Here is a 19453-nt window from a genome sequence, read left to right on the forward strand (position 1 = left end):
ACGCGGCGCTTATTTCTTACGCCAGCGGTAAATCCGGCTCAGCCACAACAGCAGTTGATACCATTGGCGTACGCCGCGCGCATTACGCAGCATGCGCTTATGGGTTTGCGTGGCGAATAGATCGGCAATCATCGCCTGACGCGCGCTTTCTTCGGGCTCGCGTCGGATACAGTGACAGACGCTGAGCGCCTCGTGCGTAATCTGATAATGAAACGCCGGGTAGATTTTCACTTGATGGCGATAGCGTGCGTTGAGTTCTTCCAGTAACTGCGCAATTTTCAGGTAATGACGCTGATACTCGACGTTACGCTGGCCAGTACGTTTACGGTTACTGATTGAGGCATCATGCATGTAATAACGGTAAAGCACCCGATCGGTGTAGCGCACGCGTTGGGCATTGAGCATGAACTCGGTAGTCCACGGAATATCCTGATGATGCAGGCCAGGTTCAAAGTAGAGTTTGAGCCGTTCGATCAATTCACGGCGGTAAATACCCAGCCAAACCACATGCATATAGCGATGCGTTTGCAGCGCCTTGTTAAGCCACTCAGGGCCGCCGAGTACTTCGGTGCTGGTGAGGCGATCGAGAGGAATAAGCGGTTTAACTTGCTGACTGGCTTTGAAAAACCACTCTGCGTTGCACTGCGCAGCATCGAGATTGTCGCGTTCTGCCATCTCAACCAGCGTTTGATACATCGCCGGATCCATGGTGTCGTCGGCATCTGGAAACGAAACGTACTTACCGCGCGCTACCGCTAAGCCGGCATTGCGCGCGCGCGATACGCCGCCGTTGGCCTGGTGGATCACTCGCACATGTGGGTGCTGCTGCGCGTAGGCGTCGGCGCGTTCGCCGGAACCGTCCGTGGAGCCATCATCGACAACGATGATTTCCAGTGAGGTAAGCGTTTGCGCCAGCAACGACTGCATGCAGGCGGCAAAATCACTGCCCGCATTGAACATGGGAATAATGAGGCTGAGTAACGGGGATGATCTTTCAGGCTGCATGGTCATGCTGTTTTCATGTTCTTCCGTCGCGCCAAACGTTGCTGCTGACGCGCGCTGATAAAATCGTGAATGTCGTCTAACTTCCGCTGATCCAGTTCAAAAAGCTGTTCAGTGGGATGCATGAATTTGTACTGCGCCGCGAACACAAAGGATGAAGGCGCAATATGATTTGGGCCAATCAATAATACTTCGCCCAGAGGGCGCTGCTCCTCGACGCAACATGGGCCATAAATCAAAATGATCGGCACCTGCTGCGCATCGGCGATATAGACATTGCCGGAATCTGACGCGATATAGAAATCCATTTCACCGATAGCCGCTGGCACGTCTTCTAATGGCACCTTGCCAACCAGGCTGATGAGGTTCTCGCGCGCGCCGACAACTTTATACAGCTCCTGCAAGCGTGATTGTTCATTCGGTGCGCCAAAGGCGTAAAAATGACAGGGCAGATCGCTCAAGTGGTCAAAAAGTCGCTGCCAAATCATCGGCGGGATAGTCTTTGCCTGGTTACCTGCGGTGATGCTGATGCCAATACGAATGCCATCATGCTGGAATATTTCATCCGGCAACGATTTGGGTTGCCAAAGTGGTTGTGTGGCATGCTTCGGATAGCTCTCTTTAGTAAATGAGCGATCGGCGAGTTTTAAGTAATTTTCCAGAGTCAGGGTATTTTTCTCATGCTCGACCACGCCGCTTGCGGTGAGATAAAACAGTCCCTGATAACCTTTGCGGCGATAGCTGGAAAGAAACTGTTTGTTGCTGGCATTACAGCAAGCGGCAATAAACAGATTAAGATTGGTTGGATGTAATAGATAGATGTTGTCGTAGCGGTTGAGTATCTGCCACACCAACTTCATTTTTTTGACTAAGCCTGAACGATGCTCTTCGATATACCAGATGTTTTCCAGCGTGTTATCGCGCGTGGCAAGAGCGGCAACGCTATTGCTCAATAGCGCATCGCTTTTTCCAAGATGGGTTAATAGCGGGGTGATATTAATGAAATCACCGATCTTGGCTGTTTGAATGACCAGATTTTTACCGGTTCGGCCGTGGAAGATTTTCATCACCCATTTGACCGGTAAAAAAAGTATAAAGAGTATTACATACGTCAACGATCTATCCCCATGATACGGCCACACCGACATGGGGACCTATTAACCTGAAACGTGCTGAGTGCCTGAAAATAGAGGTTCTTCCACTTCTGCCAGTTGCAAATACTGCTGACAAATAACGTTGAGACTATAAATGCTTAAGTCCAGATGTTGCAACTCAGGTGGATTAACATAGATTTCATGCATTTTTTGCGCCAGTGACTCAACATTCAACTCTGCAAGTCCACGCGCCAGATCGCCGCGCAAAATTGAAGATGGCGCGCCGGGGCAGCGTGTACTGACCACCGAGGTGCCACAGCTTAAGGCTTCGACCAGCACATTGCCAAATCCTTCGCTGTCTGAACTGACCACTAACAGGCGAGCATGGCGAATCCACGGGTAAGGATTTTTATGAAAACCTTCAAAGCGCACGCGCTCCGCGATGCCTAAATCAGTGGCTTGCTGGCGTAATCTTTCCGTGATTTTTTCGCTTCCCTGACCTAATAACACCAACGGAGCCGTGATGCCACTTTGCGCATAGGCGGCCAGCAAGCGATCGTGACGCTTGGTTTCATGAAAACGGCCAACATGAAGCACAAAATTACTCCCTGCTAACGGGCAAGGTTCTGCTGCCAGGCGGGAAATAAGATCGAAATCAAACGGGTTAAAGATCACCTGCGCTTTGGCAGGCTTCACGCCGATATTTTGGATAACATCATCAATCACATATTGTGAGACGCCAATAAGCTGCTTGCCGTGGTAAGTATCACGAATTTTCAGCCGCTTAAGCCATAAAGAGAAACCTGATTTGCGAGCAAGATAGGAAGCTGAAAAAACGCCATGCAAACAATACCAGGTTTTACTCGCATCCAGAGTACGCGCATGGCGGACAATGCGATCGGTTTTGTGCAGATTAGACAAAACCAAATCGAATTTTCCGTGCAGCGCTTCGCTTTGAAGCACGGCTTCATCTAGCAAATGTGCACGACGATGGGTTTCAGTCAGCTTGCGCCACGGACGTGAACTTTTATCAATCACGGTCTGATAATCCACACCCGCAGGAATAGGGTACTCACATACTTTGCGTAAGGAGAAAAGCGACACCCGATGTCCCTGACTGATAAAACCTTCAGCCAGTGTCAGGACGACTTTTTCGGCACCGCCGCCCGGCAGGCCATCAATCACCATCAGAATGCGCTTCGACAAATTCTTTTGCTCCTAATCGCCAGTCTGTTTTGTATGACAATGCAGCTATCATCCCCTGATAAAACAGAGCTGAATATAAGATAAATCAATTTATTAGGTATGTTTGGCTTCAGACATTACGCATTGATCTTAAGATGAACATTCTGCGTATTCGTGCCGTTGTGTAGTCTAATTTACTCTAGTTTAACCACACTTATACTGCTAACAACATCTGCGCGAACACGGCAGATGAAATGTTTGCCCTCATTCATTGGCTTGCGTACCATAACGACGAGGAATTGCTCATTTTATCGGATAAGTTATGGATAAGCCTGCGTTTTTAATCACTCTCGATACTGAAGGCGATAATCTTTGGCGCAATCGCAGCGGCAAGGTTACCACGCGAAATGTTCAGTTTCTGCCGCGTTTTCAGTCGCTGTGTGAGAAATACAATTTTAAACCGACATGGCTAACCAATTACGAAATGGCGAGCGATCCTGCCTATGTTGAATTTGGTCACGATCTGCTGGCGCGCGGGCAAGGTGAAATCGGTATGCATCTTCATGCATGGTATAGCCCGCCGGAATACGCGTTGACCGATGATGACTGGCGTTATCAGCCTTATTTGATTGAATTTCCGGAAAATATTTTGCGCGACAAGGTCGCATACATGACCGATTTGTTGGAAAGCGCTTTTCAGCAGAAGATGACCAGTCATCGTGCCGGACGCTGGGCTTTTGATGAAGTTTACGCCCGAGCATTGATCGACAACGGTTATTTGGTAGATTGCTCCGTCACACCGCGCGTGGATTGGCGTAATTCATCTGGCGCGCCGCAAGGCAAAGGCGGCACCGATTACAGCCTTTTCCCCGATCATGCTTATTACCTTGATATTAACGACATCTCCCGCGCGGGTGACAGCCCGTTGTTAGAGTTGCCGATGAGCATTCAATATCGCTATGGCGCTTTCACTAATCAGCTGAAAAAAGTGTGGAATGACGTGCGCGGCAAGAAACGTGGTCCCTCTGTTAATTGGCTACGTCCGGTTGGGGGCAATGTGGAGCAGATGAAGCTGGTGGTTGAGCAAACACTTAGCCAGGGGAATGATTACGTCGAGTTCATGCTGCATTCATCAGAATTCATGCCTGATGGCAGCCCCACATTTAAAAATAAAGCTGACATTGAGCGCCTTTATGATGATTTAGAGCAGCTTTTCAGTTGGCTACAATCACGTACTCAGGGTATGACGCTGACGGAATATGCGCTGCAGAAGAGAAACAGCGCTATCTAGCGAAGCGGTATAAATTTATACCGCAATTTCTTTCATCATCGTTGCAACATCTGTGGCTTGAATATCCGCCATGCTGTGTCCTTGAGCAGGACGCAGCACATACTGATTCTTACCATAACCGCCAATCAGCCCCGGATCGGTTGGACCGTAAAGTGTGATATTCGGACGGTCCAGCGCCGCAGTAAGATGACTCAAACCGGTATCCACCGACACCACCGCGCGCGCGCCGGCTAACTGCTGCGCTACCTGCTCCAGCGTTAGCTTTGGCAGCACCTCAACATGGTCAAAGCCTTCCGCCAAACGTTGTGCGCGTTGATGTTCATGCTCAGCGCCCCACGGCAACTTCACGCGCAAACCTGTTGGCTGCACTAACTCAATCAGCGCGCGCCAGTGGGATTCGGGCCAGTGTTTGTTATCACGCGTGGTGGCGTGCAGAAACACCAGATAAGGCTGAGCATCATCGGTCTGCGTTGACTGGAAATGGCCAGCAATCGCGTAGTCGCCCTGCGATGCAGGCTTTTCATAGCCGAGGCTTTTGGCAAACAGCTCGCGCGTACGTTCCACCGCATGCTGCTGCTTGTTGATTTCATGGCGTTTGTCATACCACCAGCTGGCGAAAGGTTCGCGCGCGCTGCGGCTGTCTTGTCCGTGCTTCTCGCCTTTTGCCAGGCGCGTAACCAGCGCGGCGCTTTTGATTAGGCCTTGCGCATCCAGCACCACATCATACTGACGCGATTGCAGCTCACGCTTAAATTGCACACGCTCTTCACGCTGCTGACTGCCGAACCAATGCTTACGCCAGCGGCGAATCGCCACCGGTAGCACTTTATCGACCGCCGGATGCCAGGCTGGGATTTGAGCGAAGTTCTCTTCAACCACCCAATCAAACCTGATGCCAGGAATCGCCTGCATCGCATCTGTCAGCGCCGGTAAGGTATGCAGCACGTCTCCCATTGAGGAAGTTTTAACAATCAAAACGTGCATCTTTACTCCTGCACCGGATGCAACAGCGCGCTCAGTTCCTGATGAACACGCGCTGGCTGAATATCAATCAGGCTCTGATGATAACCTTGCTCGGCATCACCTTTGCGGACTTTGTGATAGCCGGTGATCAAACGAATAATGCGCGCTTGTTGGGACAACGGCGGCGTGAAGTCCGGACTACTTGGGCCATACAGCGCCACCAGCGGACGATTAAGCGCTGCGGCGATATGCATCAGGCCGGAATCGTTACTGACAACCGCCGCGCAGTTCGCCAACAGAATCACCGCTTGCTCGAGTTGCGTATCACCGGCCAGATTTTTGCAGTGCGCACGCGCCGCTTTGGACAGCGTCTGCACAATGGTGTCGCCGGTTTCGCGGTCTTTCGCTGAACCGAACAGCACCACCTGATAACCTTCGCCAATCAGCTGCTCTGCCAGCGCGGCATAATGATAGTGCGGCCAGCGCTTCGCCGGGCCAAACTCCGCGCCTGGGCAAAAGCCGATCACCGGACGATCGGCCGACAGCGCAAACTGCGCCGCCGTCATCTGCTTTTCATCGTCATCAACGCGTAATTGCGGCCACAGCAATGGCTGCGGCAGCTGCTGCGAGGAAGCAACTGGCTTGTCGTAGCCAAGCGCCACATAGCGCTCAACCATCAACGGAAAGGCCGCTTTATCCAGCGTGCGCACATCATTCAACACGCCATAGCGCATCTCGCCGCGCCAGCCGGTACGACGTTTGATCCCGGCGAAAAACGGCACCAGCGCAGATTTGAAGGAGTTCGGCAGCACATAGGCGCGGTCATAGCCGCTGGCCTGCAGGGTTTTCCCCAAACGACGACGTTCGCCCAGCGCTAATGCGCCATGGCCGAGCGGCATCGCCAGCGCCTGATTCACTTCCGGCATACGCGACAGCAATGGGCGGCACCAGGCCGGCGCCATCACGTCGATCACCGCTTCAGGATGCTCAGCCTTGAGCGTGCGATAGAGACTTTGCGACATCATCATATCGCCGACCCATGATGGGCCAATAACCAGAATTTTCATCGCTGCTGCCGATTTCCTTATGCGTTACGGTTCAGCCAGGCCATGTATTCGCCCACGCCTTGCGCGACGGTTTTGAAGGGCTTGTCGTAACCCGCCGCACGCAAATTGGTGAGGTCAGCTTGGGTAAACGCCTGATAACGGCCTTTCAGCTTGTCCGGGAACGGAATGTATTCAATCTGGCCTTTCTGATGGAAGTTCAGCACCGCATCCGCCACTTCCTGGAAAGATTCCGCACGACCGGTACCGCAGTTGTAGATACCGGAAACACCGTTTTCCCAGCACCACAGATTTACCGCCACCACGTCATCAACGTGGATGAAGTCGCGGCGAAAATCGTCGCTGCCTTCGAACAGTTTTGGATTTTCACCGTTGCTGATTTGCGTGTTGAGGTGGAACGCCACGCTCGCCATGCCGCCTTTGTGGCCTTCACGCGGACCGTACACGTTGAAGTAACGGAAGCCGCACACCGGCGATTCAGCTTCAGGCAGAATCTGGCGCACATAGTGATCGAACAGCATTTTCGAGTAGCCGTATACGTTCAGCGGCTGCTCGTACTGGCGCTCTTCGATGAAGTTCTCATTGCGGCCGCCATAAGTGGCAGCGGAAGAGGCGTAGAGGAACGGGATTTCACGCTCAAGGCAGAAGTGCAGCAGATCTTTCGAGTACTGATAGTTGTTATCCATCATGTACTTGCCATCCCACTCGGTGGTTGCGGAACACGCACCTTCGTGGAAAACCGCTTCGATGGGGCCGAGATCTTCGCCAGACATGATGTAGCTGAGGAATTCCTCTTTATCCATGTAATCGGCGATGTCGAGATCCGCTAGATTCACGAACTTGGTGCCATCCTTCAGATTATCCACCACCAAAATGTCGGTCAGACCGCGGTCGTTCAGCGCTTTAACAATGTTACTGCCAATCATGCCAGCGCCACCGGTTACGATAATCATATGCTTTGCCTTTAAAGAGTTGGGGGGAAACAGGAGGTTTCACCCACGAATGCCTATTATCATAACATTTCAGCCCGACGCAGGCAGCCAGATGACTCCGTAAGCGCTGCACAAATCCTGTCCGCAGCGTGAACTATGCTGCAAAACCGAGATATTGATGGCTGAAATGTCGTTGATTCGCTTTTCGATCAGTAATATGTGCCAAATATTTGCTATCTGAGGAGCATAATCATGTCCAATCAGTTTTATTCGCAAATCCGTCAACAGCTTGAGACAACACGGCAGGACGGATTGTTCAAACAAGAACGCACCATTACGTCGGCGCAGCAGGCAGAAATCGACGTTGCCAATAGCCCGCCCGTTATCAACTTTTGCGCCAATAACTATTTGGGTTTAGCTAATCATCCGGCATTGATCCAGGCGGCGAAAGACGGCATGGATTCGCACGGTTTTGGCATGGCCTCGGTGCGCTTTATCTGCGGCACGCAGGACATCCATCAGCAGCTGGAACACAAACTGGCTGAATTCCTTGGCATGGAAGACGCGATTCTGTTTTCGTCCTGCTTTGATGCCAACGGCGGCCTGTTTGAAACGCTGCTTAGTGCCGAAGACGCGGTTATTTCCGACGCCCTCAATCACGCCTCGATTATTGATGGCGTGCGTCTGTGTAAAGCGCAGCGCTATCGTTACGCCAACAACGACATGAGCGAGCTGCGTGCGCGTTTACAGGAAGCACGCGACAAAGGCGCACGCCACATTCTTATTGCCACCGACGGCGTGTTCTCGATGGATGGCGTGATCGCCAATCTGCAGGGCATTTGCGATCTGGCCGATGAGTTCGATGCGCTGGTGATGGTCGATGATTCTCATGCGGTGGGTTTTGTCGGTTCTGCCGGACGCGGCACGCACGAATATTGTGACGTGATGAATCGCGTCGACATTCTGACCGGCACGCTGGGCAAAGCGCTGGGTGGTGCATCGGGCGGCTACGTGGCAGCGAAGAAAGAAGTGGTTGAGTGGCTGCGTCAGCGTTCACGTCCGTATCTGTTCTCCAACTCGCTGGCACCGGCAATTGTTGCCGCCTCGCTGCGTGTGCTGGAGTTACTGAGTGAAGGCGACGGTTTACGCCAGCGCCTGTGGGAAAACGCCCGCTTCTTCCGCGAACAGATGACTGCCGCAGGCTTCACGCTGGCCGGCGCCGATCACGCCATCATCCCGGTAATGCTGGGCGATGCGAAAGTGGCGCAGCAGTTTGCCAGCCTGTTGCAGCAGGAAGGTATCTACGTCACAGGCTTCTTCTATCCGGTGGTACCGCAAGGTCAGGCGCGTATCCGTACGCAGATCTCTGCCGGACATACGCAGGCGCAGCTGGAAAACGCTGTGGCTGCCTTTACCCGTATTGGTCAACAGCTGGGCGTTATTTCAGGAGCAGGGAAATGAAAGCACTCGCCAAATTAAAAGCCGAAGAAGGTATTTGGATGGTTAAGGACGCGCCGATTCCCGAACCTGGCCATAACGACCTGCTGATTAAGATTCGTAAAACTGCTATCTGCGGCACCGACGTGCACATCTATAACTGGGATGACTGGTCGCGCAAAACCATTCCAGTGCCGATGATCACTGGCCACGAATATGTGGGTGAAGTGGTAGGAATGGGTCAGGAAGTTAAGGGTTTTGCTGTAGGCGATCGCGTTTCCGGTGAAGGCCATATCACCTGCGGCCATTGCCGCAACTGCCGCGCCGGACGCACGCATCTGTGCCGCAATACAGTAGGCGTTGGCGTCAATCGTCAGGGCTGCTTCGCCGAATATCTGGTGATCCCGGCGTTTAACGCCTTCAAAATCCCTGACAACATTTCTGACGAACTGGCGGCGATTTTCGATCCCTTCGGCAATGCGGTGCACACCGCGCTGTCGTTCGATTTGGTAGGCGAAGATGTGCTGATCTCTGGCGCCGGGCCGATTGGCATTATGGCGGCGGCGGTGTGTAAGCACGTCGGTGCGCGCCATGTGGTGATCACCGATATCAACGACTATCGCCTTGAACTGGCGCGCAAAATGGGTGTAACGCGTGCCGTGAACGTGGCGCAGGAGAATCTGCGTGACGTGATGAATGAGCTCGGCATGACCGAAGGTTTTGATGTGGGCCTGGAGATGTCCGGCGCGCCACCAGCGTTTCGCACTTTGCTGGAAGTGATGAACCACGGCGGCCGCATCGCGCTGCTCGGCATTCCGCCGGGCGAGATGTCCATCGACTGGAATCAGGTAATCTTCAAAGGCTTGTTCATCAAAGGCATCTACGGCCGTGAGATGTTCGAAACCTGGTACAAGATGGCAGCGCTGATTCAGTCCGGCCTCGATCTCACGCCGATCATTACCCATCGCTATCACATTGATGAGTTCCAGCAGGGCTTTGATGAGATGCGCTCAGGTCGATCCGGCAAAGTGGTGTTGAGCTGGGATTAACTTTTCTCCGGCCTGATGGCCGGAGAATTTTGATTAGTGAACTTATATGGCTAATCGCTTTTCAATACTCTTGTCCAGAATCATTTCGACACCCGCGACATAGTTTTCAATCGCGTAGCATTCGCGCACGCGTGATTCCGCAGTATCAATCAGACGCTGGCGCAAGCTTGCGTCTTGCCATAAAGCGGCAAGATGAACGCTTAATTGGTTAACATCGCCGTATTCAAAAATTAATCCAGTCTCATTGTGGTTAATTAACTCTGAGGTGCCCACGACATTCGAACCAATAACGGCCGTTTTCACCAGCATGGCTTCCAGCACTACGCGCGGTAAGCCTTCACTGCGCGAGGCGAGAATAAAGGCATCAAACGCTGTGAGGTAATCCAGCGGGTTGTTTTGAAAACCGGTAAAAACAACATTCGTTTCAATGTTTTCTTTACGTGCCAGCTGAACCAGATTTTCATGTTCCGGCCCGGAACCCACCACCACCATTTTCCATTTAGCTTCAGGATGCATGCGTTTAAATTGGCCTAGCGCCTGGAAAATATGATGATTCGCTTTACGTGTAATAAGGGATCCGATCGAGCCAAAAATAAAAGTATCGGGCGAATAAGCAAAGCGCTCGCGCACTTCCTCGCGATGCGGTAGCGCCTGATGAATATCAATCGCGTTTGACACGGTGAAGCAACGTTGCGCATCAACTCCGCTCTGGCGCAGAGTAAGGTTTACGCCATGCGAAACCGCGATAACGGCATCAACACGTTCATTAACCATCTCGACCAGCGCAGAGTTCATTTGCGGCTCAATGCGGCAGTGTTGAATCAGCGCAACCGGCATATCCTGCACAGCGCGATAGCCTTCAACATTGGTGCTGGGCTGATTATTCATATACAGCGCGTGATATTGCTCAGTCTGCAAAATTGATGAAATTTGTTGGGCGTTTGGCAACACACGCCATTTTTCATCAACCTGGTCAATCATCTGCTTCTTCAGCGAACGGTTAAAAATGAATAGCGCGCGTAACAGCTCTTTAGCGATTTTCGCCCATTTCGGCTGACGACGCTGGGCGATAAAAACCACCGGAATGCCAATCGAATTGAGAATTGACTCAATGGTTTCACTGTTGCCGCGAGAATAGTTGTTGTAGAAACAGCAGGTGATATCGAACCTCTGCCGATCAATGCGCTTGAGCAACTCGAGCATACTGTTGGTACCGCCGCCCCATTCGCGGCCGGTATCCAACAGCAGAATTTTTCTTCTCATTGAATTTCCTTTTCCCGATCTCAGAAGAGCTGCTTTATTGACTGAACCAATGGGCTTTGCACAATGCTTTCACTGATCAACTCAACGGCGTGGCTCTGCGGCACCGGCGGCAGCGGCTTGCCCGGTTTACACACGCCTGGCGCGCGGAAGCGTGGAGGCTGCGTTTTGGATGGCGGCGGAGTCGTGTCCTGATGCAGCGGCTCATTCAGTAACTGGCTTGGCCGCACTAACGTGATATCGGGTGGTAATGTCGGCAGCATCTGCTGCAGGACGCGCACCGTCGTAGGATGCGGATGACCAATGGCGATGGCATAACCATCGCGCTGCGCCAGTTTCACCGCGCGGGTAAACTGCGTGCGGATTGAAGCCTCATCCTGGCTATCGTCAAGGAATACGCGACGTTTCAGTACTTTAACGTTAGTGCCTTGCGCGGCCGGGATAGACTGACTGTTGCCAATCGTCATGCTATCGAGAAAGTAATAGTTGTAGTGATTGAGCACCTGCATCACTTTCTGCATGCCGGGCAAACTGGACGTCATTTTGCTGCCCATATGGTTATTCAGCCCGACGGCGTAAGGCACTTTGCCACTGGCTTCACGAATAATCCGTTCGATTTCCGTGCTGCTCATCTCTGGCGTCAGCGTGTCTTTCTCCAGCGGCTGTTTGCTCAGCGGCGCCATCGGCAGGTGAATCAGCACTTCGCGACCGCCCTGATGCGCTTTCGTCGCCATCTCACGCGCATGTGGCGCATTCGGCAGGACCGCAACGGAAATCGCGGTGGGCATCTGCAGTACTTTATTCTCTTCTTTTGGCCGATAACCGAAGTCGTCGATCACGATGGAGAGTTTTCCCGCATGGGCGGAAAGTGATAGAAACAGGCCGCACAGGGCGGCCGAGAGCTTAGAGGGTTGAAACAAAACTTATCTTCCTAACCACGGTAGTGGATTGACGGCCTGTCCCTGGCGTCGGATTTCAAAGTAGAGCGAAGGCGTGCCGCGGCCGCCGCTGGTGCCCACAAGGGCGATAGGCTGTCCTGCCTTCACCTGAGCACCCACGCTCACCAGTGCGCTTTGGTTGTAGCCATAAAGGCTCATATCACCTTTACCGTGTTCCAGAACCACAACCAGACCATAGCCTTGCAGCCAGTCGGCCATCAGTACGCGTCCATCTGCGATGGCTTTCACTTCGGTGCCTTCTGGCGCATCAACCACCAGACCTTTCCAGCGCAATTCGCCCTGCATCGATTCACCGAAGCGATGTTCAATGCGTCCACGTACCGGCCAAACCGCTTGCCCGCCGGGCTTGCCTAATCCTCCGGTACGCGCCATCAGCTCGCGCTCACTCTGCGTTGGCTGATAGCTTGATCCTTTGGCTTTCGCCTGTGCCTGACGTTGACGCACTTTTTCCGCCTCGCGCGCTTCCCGTTCGGCACGTTCACGCGCTTCACGCTCAGCCTTGGCGATTTTGCTCTGCAGTCGGCTTTCGTTCTCACGCATCTCAACCAGGTCAGCCTGATCTTTCTCCAGCGAGCTTTCCAGTACGGTGAGCGTTTTCTTACGCGCCGCGCTGGCCACTTCCAGCTTGCTTTGCTGCGTCTGTTGTTGAGTTAACAACGATTTTTGCTGGTCCTGTTTACCCCGCAATGATTGGCGCTGTTCCGCTAATTGCTGTTGGGTTTGCTTGAGATCGTCGATGTTTTTCTGGCGAGCGGCATTGAGATAGCCGAAATAGGCAAGAATACGCTCACTGCGCTGGGCTTCTTCGCCACCAAGCAGCAACTGTAGACCATTGTGCTGTCCCTGACGAAAGGCGGCATCAAGCTGTTGTGCCAGCAATTTTTCCTGCTGCGCTTGCTGCTTTTCTAACCGAGAAATAGAGGAGGTGACCTGCGCGATTTCACCCTCGAGCGTGCTGAGGCTGTTACGCGTTTCGCGTAGCTGACGGCTGGCCTGCGCAATCACTTTTTCCTGACTTTGCAGTTGATCCAACAGCTTACTGCGCTGCACTTTCTGTGCTTTAACGCTTTTCTCTTTCTCAGCGATATCCTGCTGAATGGACTTCAACTGCGTTTTACTGTCATCCGCACTGCGAGCGGCAGCAGGAAGTAATAATGTGCCTGCCAGAAGCAGACTCAGGGAGATTTCGGACCAGCGGAATGACAACGGAAGCGCAGTGCCGTTGTGACGGGTCCTTGTGTGTGTAACGGTCGCTTTTCCCTTCATAGTCGATAATTATTCCACGATGAACAGCCGCTTACCAGTTAGCCCGGCCGGGTTTTACTTTGTTAAAAATGTCTGTACCGAGCTTACCGGCATAAACTTTGTCTTAATTTTGGGATTAGAACACTTTTTTTGGAAAATGACGCACAAATCGTAACTCTGTCCCCTTAGCGACTGTACATGCGAAGTGGCGCAGGTATACTCAGAACCCTTGTTTTAGCTTATCAGCCCGGTTTGGAGTCGTTACCCCTCATGCAAGAAATTATGCAGTTTGCAAGCAATCACCCCATCCTCAGTCTGGCATGGGTCGCTTTACTCGTTCTCGTGATTGTGACCACCGTTAAAGGTATGTTCTCTAAAGTAAAAACCATCAGTCGTGGTGAAGCAACCCACCTGATTAACAAAGAGGACGCGGTGGTGGTAGACGTTCGTTCACGTGACGATTACCGCAAAGGACACATTTCTGGGGCTATCAACGTAGCGGCAGCAGACATCAAAAAAGAGAGCTTTGGCGAGCTGGAAAAGCACAAGTCACAGCACATAATTGTAGTTTGCGCGACCGGTCAAAGTGCGGGTGAATCTGCGGCGAAATTGAGCGCAGCGGGCTTCGAGAAAGTCTCCGTACTGAAAGATGGCGTGAGCGGCTGGAGTGGTGAGAATCTGCCACTGGTGCGCGGCAAATAACTTCTTTGAGGTAACCGTATGGCGAATGTAGAGATCTACACCAAAGTCACTTGTCCTTATTGCCACCGTGCAAAGGCGTTGTTGGATCAGAAAGGCGTGTCGTTCCAGGAGATTCCCATTGACGGGAACGCGGCGAAACGTGAAGAGATGATTCAACGCAGCGGCCGCACGACGGTGCCACAGATTTTTATTGATGCGCAGCACATTGGCGGCTGTGACGATCTTTACGCGCTGGATGGGCGTCAGGGACTTGATCCTCTACTCCAGGCATAACTTTTCGGTCAGACAATTTTAACTCACAGGATTTAGACACATGTCAGAGCAAAGCAACAGCGAAATGCAGTTCCAGATTCAACGTGTTTACACCAAAGATGTTTCTTACGAAGCGCCAAACGCACCGCAGGTATTCCAGAAAGAGTGGGAACCGGAAGTGAAGCTGGACCTGGACACCGCCTCTTCTCAGCTGGCTGATGGCGTTTTTGAAGTCGTTCTGCGTGTTACCGTAACCGCAACCGTTGGCGAAGAAACCGCATTCCTGTGCGAAGTGCAGCAGGCGGGTATTTTCACCATCAGCGGTATCGAAGGTACGCAGATGGCACATTGCCTCGGCGCGTACTGCCCGAACATTCTTTTCCCGTATGCACGCGAATGCGTAACCAGCCTTGTGTCTCGTGGTACTTTCCCGCAGCTCAACCTGGCGCCAGTTAACTTTGATGCGCTGTTCATGAACTATCTGCAGCAGCAAGGTGAAGGCGAAGCGCCACATCAGGATGCCTGATGACTACACTCAACGCTTCAATTAGCGTCATCGGTGCCGGCTCGTACGGCACCGCATTGGCCATTACGCTGGCCCGTAATGGCCATCCGGTTCTGCTCTGGGGCCACAATCCTCAAAGCGTGGCGCAGCTGCAAGCTGACCGCTGCAATGCCGCTTTCCTGCCCGATGTTCCTTTCCCTGATAATCTCGTTCCTGAAGCCGATCTGGCTAACGCTGTTAACGCCAGTCGCGATCTACTGGTCGTGGTGCCGAGCCATGTATTTGGCGACGTGCTGACGCAGCTTAAGCCGCATCTACGTGCCGATTCACGGATTGTCTGGGCGACCAAAGGACTGGAAAAAGAGACCGGCCGTTTGCTGCAGGATGTGGCGCGTGAAATCCTCGGCGATGCAATTCCGTTAGCGGTGATTTCCGGACCAACCTTTGCCAAAGAGCTGGCTGCTGGCATGCCTACGGCTATCGCACTGGCATCGACTGATGCGGAGTTCGCTGAAGACCTGCAGCAGAAGCTGCACTGCGGTAAAAGTTTCCGCGTCTACAACAATCAGGATTTCATCGGCGTGCAGTTAGGCGGCGCGGTGAAGAACGTGATTGCGATTGGTGCGGGGATTTCTGACGGCATTGGCTTTGGTGCCAACGCGCGTACCGCCTTAATCACGCGTGGCCTGACGGAAATGAGCCGTCTCGGCGCAGCGCTGGGAGCCGATGCCACCACCTTTATGGGCATGGCCGGTTTAGGCGATTTGGTGCTGACCTGTACCGATAATCAGTCGCGCAACCGTCGTTTCGGCATGATGCTGGGGCAAGGCGAGAGCGTAGACGATGCGCAACGCATTATCGGACAAGTTGTAGAAGGCTACAGAAACACCAAAGAAGTCAAAGCATTGGCCGCGCGTGTTGGCGTAGAAATGCCAATTACCGAGCAGATTTATCAGGTGCTCTATTGCGGAAAATCAGCGCGAGAGGCAGCATTGACTTTACTTGGCCGTGCAAGGAAGGACGAAAACAGCCAAAGCTGAAGCAGGATGCGCCAGCGTCACCACCTGTAGCGCCCCATCAGGCGCTTTTTTTATCGGGAGCAAACAGCAATGTCGTCTGAAGAGTTAGAACTGGTCTGGAACCATATCAAAGCCGAAGCCAGAGCCCTGGCCGACTGTGAACCGATGCTGGCCAGCTTTTACCATGCGACATTGCTTAAACACGAAAACCTCGGCAGTGCGCTCAGCTATATGCTCGCCAACAAGCTGGCGAACCCGATCATGCCAGCTATCGCCATCCGCGAAATCGTGGAAGAAGCCTACCGTGAAGACCCAGAGATGATTGTCTCCGCGGCCTACGATATTCAGGCTGTGCGTCAGCGTGACCCCGCCGTTGATAAATATTCCACGCCGCTGCTTTACCTCAAAGGCTTCCACGCCCTGCAGGCTTATCGCATTGGCAACTGGTTATGGAGAGAAGGTCGCCGCGCACTGGCGGTTTATCTGCAGAACGAAATCTCCGTCTCGTTTGCCGTGGATATTCACCCGGCGGCGCGCATTGGTCGCGGCATCATGCTTGACCACGCCACCGGCATTGTTATCGGCGAAACGGCCATCATCGAAAATGATGTTTCGATCCTGCAATCGGTGACGCTCGGCGGTACCGGTAAAACCAGCGGCGATCGCCATCCGAAAATCCGTGAAGGTGTGATGATTGGCGCGGGTGCCAAGATTTTGGGCAACATTGAAGTGGGGCGCGGTGCGAAAATCGGTGCTGGTTCCGTTGTCCTGCAGCCCGTACCGCCGCATACCACGGCGGCCGGCGTGCCAGCGCGCATTGTCGGTAAACCGACCAGCGATAAACCGTCGATGGATATGGATCAGCACTTCAACGGCGCGGGCTTTGAGTACGGCGACGGCATCTAGCCTTTGATCAGTGCGCCAGCATAATCGAGCTGGCGCCACGCTTCATACACGACCACAGAAACCGCATTAGACAAATTCATGCTGCGGCTTTCCGCCATCATCGGAATACGGATTTTCTGCTCAGCGGGTAGCGCGTTGAGGATATCTGCGGGTAAACCACGACTCTCCGGACCAAACACCAAATAATCACCCTTTTGATAACTCACTGCGCTGTGCGCAGGCGTTCCTTTGGTGGTGAGCGCGAACATGCGCTGAGGCGCTTCCGTCGCCAGAAATGCCGCGTAATTGGCGTGTTTTTTTAAGGCGGTATATTCGTGGTAATCCAGCCCGGCGCGGCGCAGGCGCTTATCATCCCAGGCAAAGCCCAGCGGTTCAATCAGGTGTAACTGGAAACCGGTATTTGCGCACAAGCGAATGATGTTGCCGGTATTTGGCGGAATTTCAGGTTCAAATAAGACAATGTTTAGCATAAGGCCCCCAGAAACGAGGGCCGAAGCATAACAAATTATTGACGGGCGGAGTACAGCGGCAGCCACAGCGTAAGGCGTAAACCCCCGAGAGGGCTGTCATCGGCTTTGACCCAGCCGCGATGCTGCTGGATGGCCGTTTCGACGATCGCCAGGCCCAATCCGGTGCCGCCTGATTCACGATCGCGCGCCTCATCGGTGCGGTAAAACGGGCGGAAAATCTGCTCGCGATCTTCTGGGCTGACGCCCGGACCATCATCATCGACGTGGATGGTAATGCCTTCGATATCCACCGAGAAGCTGACGCTGATATGCGAATTCGAATAGCGCAGCGCATTACGCACGATATTCTCCAGCGCACTCTCCAGCGCATGTGGATTACCGTACAGCGGCCACGGGCCAGGCGGATAAGGCACTTCCATTAGTTTGCCCATCTGCTCGGCTTCAAATTTGGCATCTTCCAGCACGCCGTTCCACAGCTGGTTGGCCTTCATTGCCTCGCTAACCAGCGCGTTATTGTGCTGAGTGCGCGACAGCACCAGCAAATCGTTAATCATGCCATCAAGACGCTGCGCTTCCGTTTCGATGCGCTGCAGCTCTTTGCCTTCACCATTACGGCGACGCAGTAACGCGGTTGCCAGCTGCAAGCGAGTCAACGGTGTACGCAGTTCATGGCTGATATCTGATAGCAAACGCTGTTGCGCTGTCATCATGCGTTCGAGCGCGCTCACCATTTGGTTGAAACTCGAACCCGCGGCCAGAAACTCTTGTGGCCCCGATTCCAGTTCCGGATGCTGACGTAAATTGCCGCTTGCCACTTCATCCGCCGCATATTTAAGTTTGCGGGCGGGACGAGCCAGGCTCCACGCCAGCCACAGCAACAGTGGCGAGCTGATCAGCATGGTGACAATGAGCAGCAGTAGCGGGCGGTCAAACAGCAGATTGACGAAATCCAGCTGTGAGCTGGTGGCAGGACGAATCAGGTAGAGCTGATAGTTGTCTTCGCCATCGCGAACCGCGAAAGGCCCAACCATTTCAACGCGACCATACTTTTTCTTTTGTGGGTGGTCGGCGTTATCCGACTGCCCAATAAAGTTGCGGATGATCTGCATTTCATTGTGCTGCGCGCCAATCACCCGGCCTTCGCTGGTAACCAATAACAAGCGCTGGCCGGGCGGCGCCCATTTGTCGATGGAGCGGAACAGGCGACGCCACCACATTAAGTCGTTTGGCGGATCCTGTGATAGCTCCGCTTCAACGTGCTGTTCAATCATGGTGCCCTGACGCTGCTCGCTTTCCAGTAATGCGGTCATCTGGCGCGAATCGAGTTTGGGCACCATTAAAACCAGCATCAACACCAACGCTAGCGTGAGCCAGAAGATGGCGAAGATGCGGGTGGTTAAACTTCCAATCATGATGCCGAAACCATCAGATAGCCGCGTCCGCGCAGGGTTTTAAACCACGGATGACCATCACGACGTTCCGGCAATTTACGACGCAGATTAGAAATGTGCATATCAATAGCGCGGTCAAACGGCGTCAGTCGTTTGCCTAAAACTTCCTGACTAAGGTGTTCACGCGATACCACCTGACCCAGATGCTGTGCCAGCAAATAGAGCAGGGTGAATTCGGTACCGGTGAGATCCAAAGTCTCGCTATCAAAGCTGGCTTCCTGACGACCCGGATTCAGGCGCAGGCAGTCGACTTCCAGCGTCGGTGAGCTGTTATCGTGCTGCTGTTGCTGCTCGCTCCAGTTTGAACGGCGCAAAATGGCACGAATACGCGCCACCAGTTCGCGATCGTTAAACGGTTTAGGCAGATAGTCATCTGCGCCCAATTCAAGGCCCAGAACGCGGTCCAGTTCGCTGCCACGTGCAGTCAGCATAATGACCGGAGTTTGGTGCTGTTGGCGTAGTTCTTTCAACGTGTCGATACCGTTCTTCTTCGGCATCATTACATCAAGCAATAACAAGTCCACGGTGTTGTCTAGCAGGTTAAGCGCCTGCTCACCATCGCTTGCCACAATGACTTCAAAACCTTCCATCTCAAGCAGTTCTTTAAGCAGCGAAGTTAATTCGCGGTCGTCATCAACCAACAGGATTTTATTCATTTTTTATTGCC

Annotated in this window: 20 protein-coding genes; 8 read left to right on the forward strand and 12 right to left on the reverse strand. The window is 53.1% G+C overall.

Annotated features, from left to right (window positions below):
• Positions 1 to 9: 9 nt before the first annotated feature.
• From FHW71_RS22910 to FHW71_RS22920, 3 genes are read right to left on the reverse strand one after another with little or no spacing between them, the layout of a single operon-like run.
• Positions 10 to 1011, reverse strand: a complete 1002-nt coding sequence (locus FHW71_RS22910; protein ID WP_179453174.1) for a glycosyltransferase — start codon at positions 1009 to 1011, stop codon at positions 10 to 12.
• Entirely contained in the window at positions 1008 to 2117 is a 1110-nt protein-coding gene (locus tag FHW71_RS22915) for a glycosyltransferase family 9 protein (RefSeq protein WP_179453175.1), read from the reverse strand. The genes FHW71_RS22910 and FHW71_RS22915 overlap by 4 nt, the downstream gene beginning before the upstream one ends.
• 42 nt (positions 2118 to 2159) lie before the next feature.
• Positions 2160 to 3284, reverse strand: coding sequence for a glycosyltransferase (locus tag FHW71_RS22920; RefSeq protein ID WP_179453195.1), 1125 nt, complete (start codon positions 3282 to 3284; stop codon positions 2160 to 2162).
• Positions 3285 to 3603: 319 nt separating this feature from the next.
• On the opposite strand from FHW71_RS22920, the gene FHW71_RS22925 reads away from it, so the two are divergent.
• Positions 3604 to 4572 (forward strand): deacetylase, encoded by a 969-nt coding sequence (locus FHW71_RS22925; protein ID WP_179453176.1) that lies wholly within the window; start codon positions 3604 to 3606, stop codon positions 4570 to 4572.
• Between the two features lie 15 nt (positions 4573 to 4587).
• Here the strand turns inward: FHW71_RS22925 and rfaC are convergent, their stop codons facing one another.
• The 3 genes from rfaC to rfaD are packed head-to-tail and all read right to left on the reverse strand — an operon-like array spanning position 4588 to position 7552.
• Positions 4588 to 5556 carry a lipopolysaccharide heptosyltransferase RfaC gene (rfaC, locus tag FHW71_RS22930; protein ID WP_179453177.1) on the reverse strand — a complete coding sequence of 323 codons (969 nt, stop codon included), beginning with the start codon at positions 5554 to 5556 and terminating at the stop codon, positions 4588 to 4590.
• 2 nt (positions 5557 to 5558) lie between these two features.
• Positions 5559 to 6602 carry an ADP-heptose--LPS heptosyltransferase RfaF gene (gene rfaF, locus FHW71_RS22935; protein WP_179453178.1) on the reverse strand — a complete coding sequence of 348 codons (1044 nt, stop codon included), beginning with the start codon at positions 6600 to 6602 and terminating at the stop codon, positions 5559 to 5561.
• A 17-nt stretch (positions 6603 to 6619) separates the two neighbouring features.
• Complete coding sequence (gene rfaD, locus FHW71_RS22940; protein ID WP_008109718.1) at positions 6620 to 7552, reverse strand: ADP-glyceromanno-heptose 6-epimerase; 933 nt, start codon at positions 7550 to 7552, stop codon at positions 6620 to 6622.
• Between the two features lie 231 nt (positions 7553 to 7783).
• Here rfaD and FHW71_RS22945 point away from each other — a divergent pair, with 231 nt between their 5' ends.
• Both FHW71_RS22945 and tdh read left to right on the forward strand, forming a co-directional pair.
• The gene (locus FHW71_RS22945) at positions 7784 to 8992 is read left to right on the forward strand and encodes a glycine C-acetyltransferase (protein WP_179453179.1); all 1209 of its coding nucleotides are present in this window, start codon (positions 7784 to 7786) and stop codon (positions 8990 to 8992) included.
• Positions 8989 to 10017 (forward strand): L-threonine 3-dehydrogenase, encoded by a 1029-nt coding sequence (gene tdh / locus FHW71_RS22950; protein WP_008109716.1) that lies wholly within the window; start codon positions 8989 to 8991, stop codon positions 10015 to 10017. The genes FHW71_RS22945 and tdh overlap by 4 nt, the downstream gene beginning before the upstream one ends.
• Positions 10018 to 10059: 42 nt before the next feature.
• On the opposite strand, the gene FHW71_RS22955 is transcribed toward tdh, so the two are convergent.
• The 3 genes from FHW71_RS22955 to envC are packed head-to-tail and all read right to left on the reverse strand — an operon-like array spanning position 10060 to position 13502.
• Positions 10060 to 11280 (reverse strand): glycosyltransferase, encoded by a 1221-nt coding sequence (locus FHW71_RS22955; RefSeq protein ID WP_179453180.1) that lies wholly within the window; start codon positions 11278 to 11280, stop codon positions 10060 to 10062.
• A 20-nt stretch (positions 11281 to 11300) separates the two neighbouring features.
• Complete coding sequence (locus FHW71_RS22960; RefSeq protein WP_179453181.1) at positions 11301 to 12197, reverse strand: divergent polysaccharide deacetylase family protein; 897 nt, start codon at positions 12195 to 12197, stop codon at positions 11301 to 11303.
• Between the two features lie 3 nt (positions 12198 to 12200).
• Positions 12201 to 13502, reverse strand: coding sequence for a murein hydrolase activator EnvC (envC, locus tag FHW71_RS22965; protein WP_179453182.1), 1302 nt, complete (start codon positions 13500 to 13502; stop codon positions 12201 to 12203).
• A gap of 249 nt (positions 13503 to 13751) precedes the next feature.
• Between envC and FHW71_RS22970 the strand changes: the two genes are divergently transcribed.
• From FHW71_RS22970 to cysE, 5 genes are all read left to right on the forward strand, one after another.
• A complete protein-coding gene (locus FHW71_RS22970; protein ID WP_008109709.1) occupies positions 13752 to 14183 on the forward strand; it encodes a rhodanese-like domain-containing protein in 432 nt (143 codons plus the stop codon).
• A gap of 18 nt (positions 14184 to 14201) precedes the next feature.
• The gene (gene grxC / locus FHW71_RS22975; RefSeq protein WP_007885328.1) at positions 14202 to 14456 is read left to right on the forward strand and encodes a glutaredoxin 3; all 255 of its coding nucleotides are present in this window, start codon (positions 14202 to 14204) and stop codon (positions 14454 to 14456) included.
• Between the two features lie 40 nt (positions 14457 to 14496).
• On the forward strand, positions 14497 to 14961 hold the full coding sequence (secB, locus tag FHW71_RS22980; protein WP_007885330.1) for a protein-export chaperone SecB: 465 nt from the start codon (positions 14497 to 14499) through the stop codon (positions 14959 to 14961).
• Positions 14961 to 15980, forward strand: coding sequence for an NAD(P)H-dependent glycerol-3-phosphate dehydrogenase (gpsA, locus tag FHW71_RS22985; protein WP_179453183.1), 1020 nt, complete (start codon positions 14961 to 14963; stop codon positions 15978 to 15980). The genes secB and gpsA overlap by 1 nt, the downstream gene beginning before the upstream one ends.
• Before the next feature lie 69 nt (positions 15981 to 16049).
• On the forward strand, positions 16050 to 16865 hold the full coding sequence (gene cysE, locus FHW71_RS22990; protein WP_008109705.1) for a serine O-acetyltransferase: 816 nt from the start codon (positions 16050 to 16052) through the stop codon (positions 16863 to 16865).
• Here the strand turns inward: cysE and trmL are convergent.
• Genes trmL through cpxR form a run of 3 tightly spaced genes read right to left on the reverse strand, consistent with a single transcriptional unit; the run spans position 16862 to position 19442 of the window.
• Positions 16862 to 17335 (reverse strand): tRNA (uridine(34)/cytosine(34)/5-carboxymethylaminomethyluridine(34)-2'-O)-methyltransferase TrmL, encoded by a 474-nt coding sequence (gene trmL / locus FHW71_RS22995; RefSeq protein WP_008109703.1) that lies wholly within the window; start codon positions 17333 to 17335, stop codon positions 16862 to 16864. The genes cysE and trmL overlap by 4 nt on opposite strands.
• A 35-nt stretch (positions 17336 to 17370) precedes the next feature.
• Entirely contained in the window at positions 17371 to 18747 is a 1377-nt protein-coding gene (cpxA, locus tag FHW71_RS23000; protein WP_008109701.1) for an envelope stress sensor histidine kinase CpxA, read from the reverse strand.
• The gene (gene cpxR / locus FHW71_RS23005; protein WP_007885339.1) at positions 18744 to 19442 is read right to left on the reverse strand and encodes an envelope stress response regulator transcription factor CpxR; all 699 of its coding nucleotides are present in this window, start codon (positions 19440 to 19442) and stop codon (positions 18744 to 18746) included. The genes cpxA and cpxR overlap by 4 nt, the downstream gene beginning before the upstream one ends.
• Between the last annotated feature and the right edge of the window lie 11 nt (positions 19443 to 19453).

Source organism: Enterobacter sp. Sphag1F (assembly GCF_014193275.1).
In the GTDB taxonomy this organism is placed as follows: domain Bacteria; phylum Pseudomonadota; class Gammaproteobacteria; order Enterobacterales; family Enterobacteriaceae; genus Pantoea; species Pantoea symbiotica.

Coding starts and splice junctions, on each gene's coding strand:
- grxC (WP_007885328.1), top strand. CDS start 14,202: ATGGCGAATGTAGAGATCTACACCAAAGTCACTTGTCCTTATTGCCAC.
- FHW71_RS22920 (WP_179453195.1), bottom strand. CDS start 3,284: ATGGTGATTGATGGCCTGCCGGGCGGCGGTGCCGAAAAAGTCGTCCTG.
- rfaC (WP_179453177.1), bottom strand. CDS start 5,556: ATGCACGTTTTGATTGTTAAAACTTCCTCAATGGGAGACGTGCTGCAT.
- cpxA (WP_008109701.1), bottom strand. CDS start 18,747: ATGATTGGAAGTTTAACCACCCGCATCTTCGCCATCTTCTGGCTCACG.
- rfaD (WP_008109718.1), bottom strand. CDS start 7,552: ATGATTATCGTAACCGGTGGCGCTGGCATGATTGGCAGTAACATTGTT.
- FHW71_RS22955 (WP_179453180.1), bottom strand. CDS start 11,280: ATGAGAAGAAAAATTCTGCTGTTGGATACCGGCCGCGAATGGGGCGGC.
- FHW71_RS22970 (WP_008109709.1), top strand. CDS start 13,752: ATGCAAGAAATTATGCAGTTTGCAAGCAATCACCCCATCCTCAGTCTG.
- tdh (WP_008109716.1), top strand. CDS start 8,989: ATGAAAGCACTCGCCAAATTAAAAGCCGAAGAAGGTATTTGGATGGTT.
- gpsA (WP_179453183.1), top strand. CDS start 14,961: ATGACTACACTCAACGCTTCAATTAGCGTCATCGGTGCCGGCTCGTAC.
- secB (WP_007885330.1), top strand. CDS start 14,497: ATGTCAGAGCAAAGCAACAGCGAAATGCAGTTCCAGATTCAACGTGTT.
- envC (WP_179453182.1), bottom strand. CDS start 13,502: ATGAAGGGAAAAGCGACCGTTACACACACAAGGACCCGTCACAACGGC.
- FHW71_RS22925 (WP_179453176.1), top strand. CDS start 3,604: ATGGATAAGCCTGCGTTTTTAATCACTCTCGATACTGAAGGCGATAAT.
- cysE (WP_008109705.1), top strand. CDS start 16,050: ATGTCGTCTGAAGAGTTAGAACTGGTCTGGAACCATATCAAAGCCGAA.
- FHW71_RS22910 (WP_179453174.1), bottom strand. CDS start 1,011: ATGACCATGCAGCCTGAAAGATCATCCCCGTTACTCAGCCTCATTATT.
- cpxR (WP_007885339.1), bottom strand. CDS start 19,442: ATGAATAAAATCCTGTTGGTTGATGACGACCGCGAATTAACTTCGCTG.
- trmL (WP_008109703.1), bottom strand. CDS start 17,335: ATGCTAAACATTGTCTTATTTGAACCTGAAATTCCGCCAAATACCGGC.
- rfaF (WP_179453178.1), bottom strand. CDS start 6,602: ATGAAAATTCTGGTTATTGGCCCATCATGGGTCGGCGATATGATGATG.
- FHW71_RS22945 (WP_179453179.1), top strand. CDS start 7,784: ATGTCCAATCAGTTTTATTCGCAAATCCGTCAACAGCTTGAGACAACA.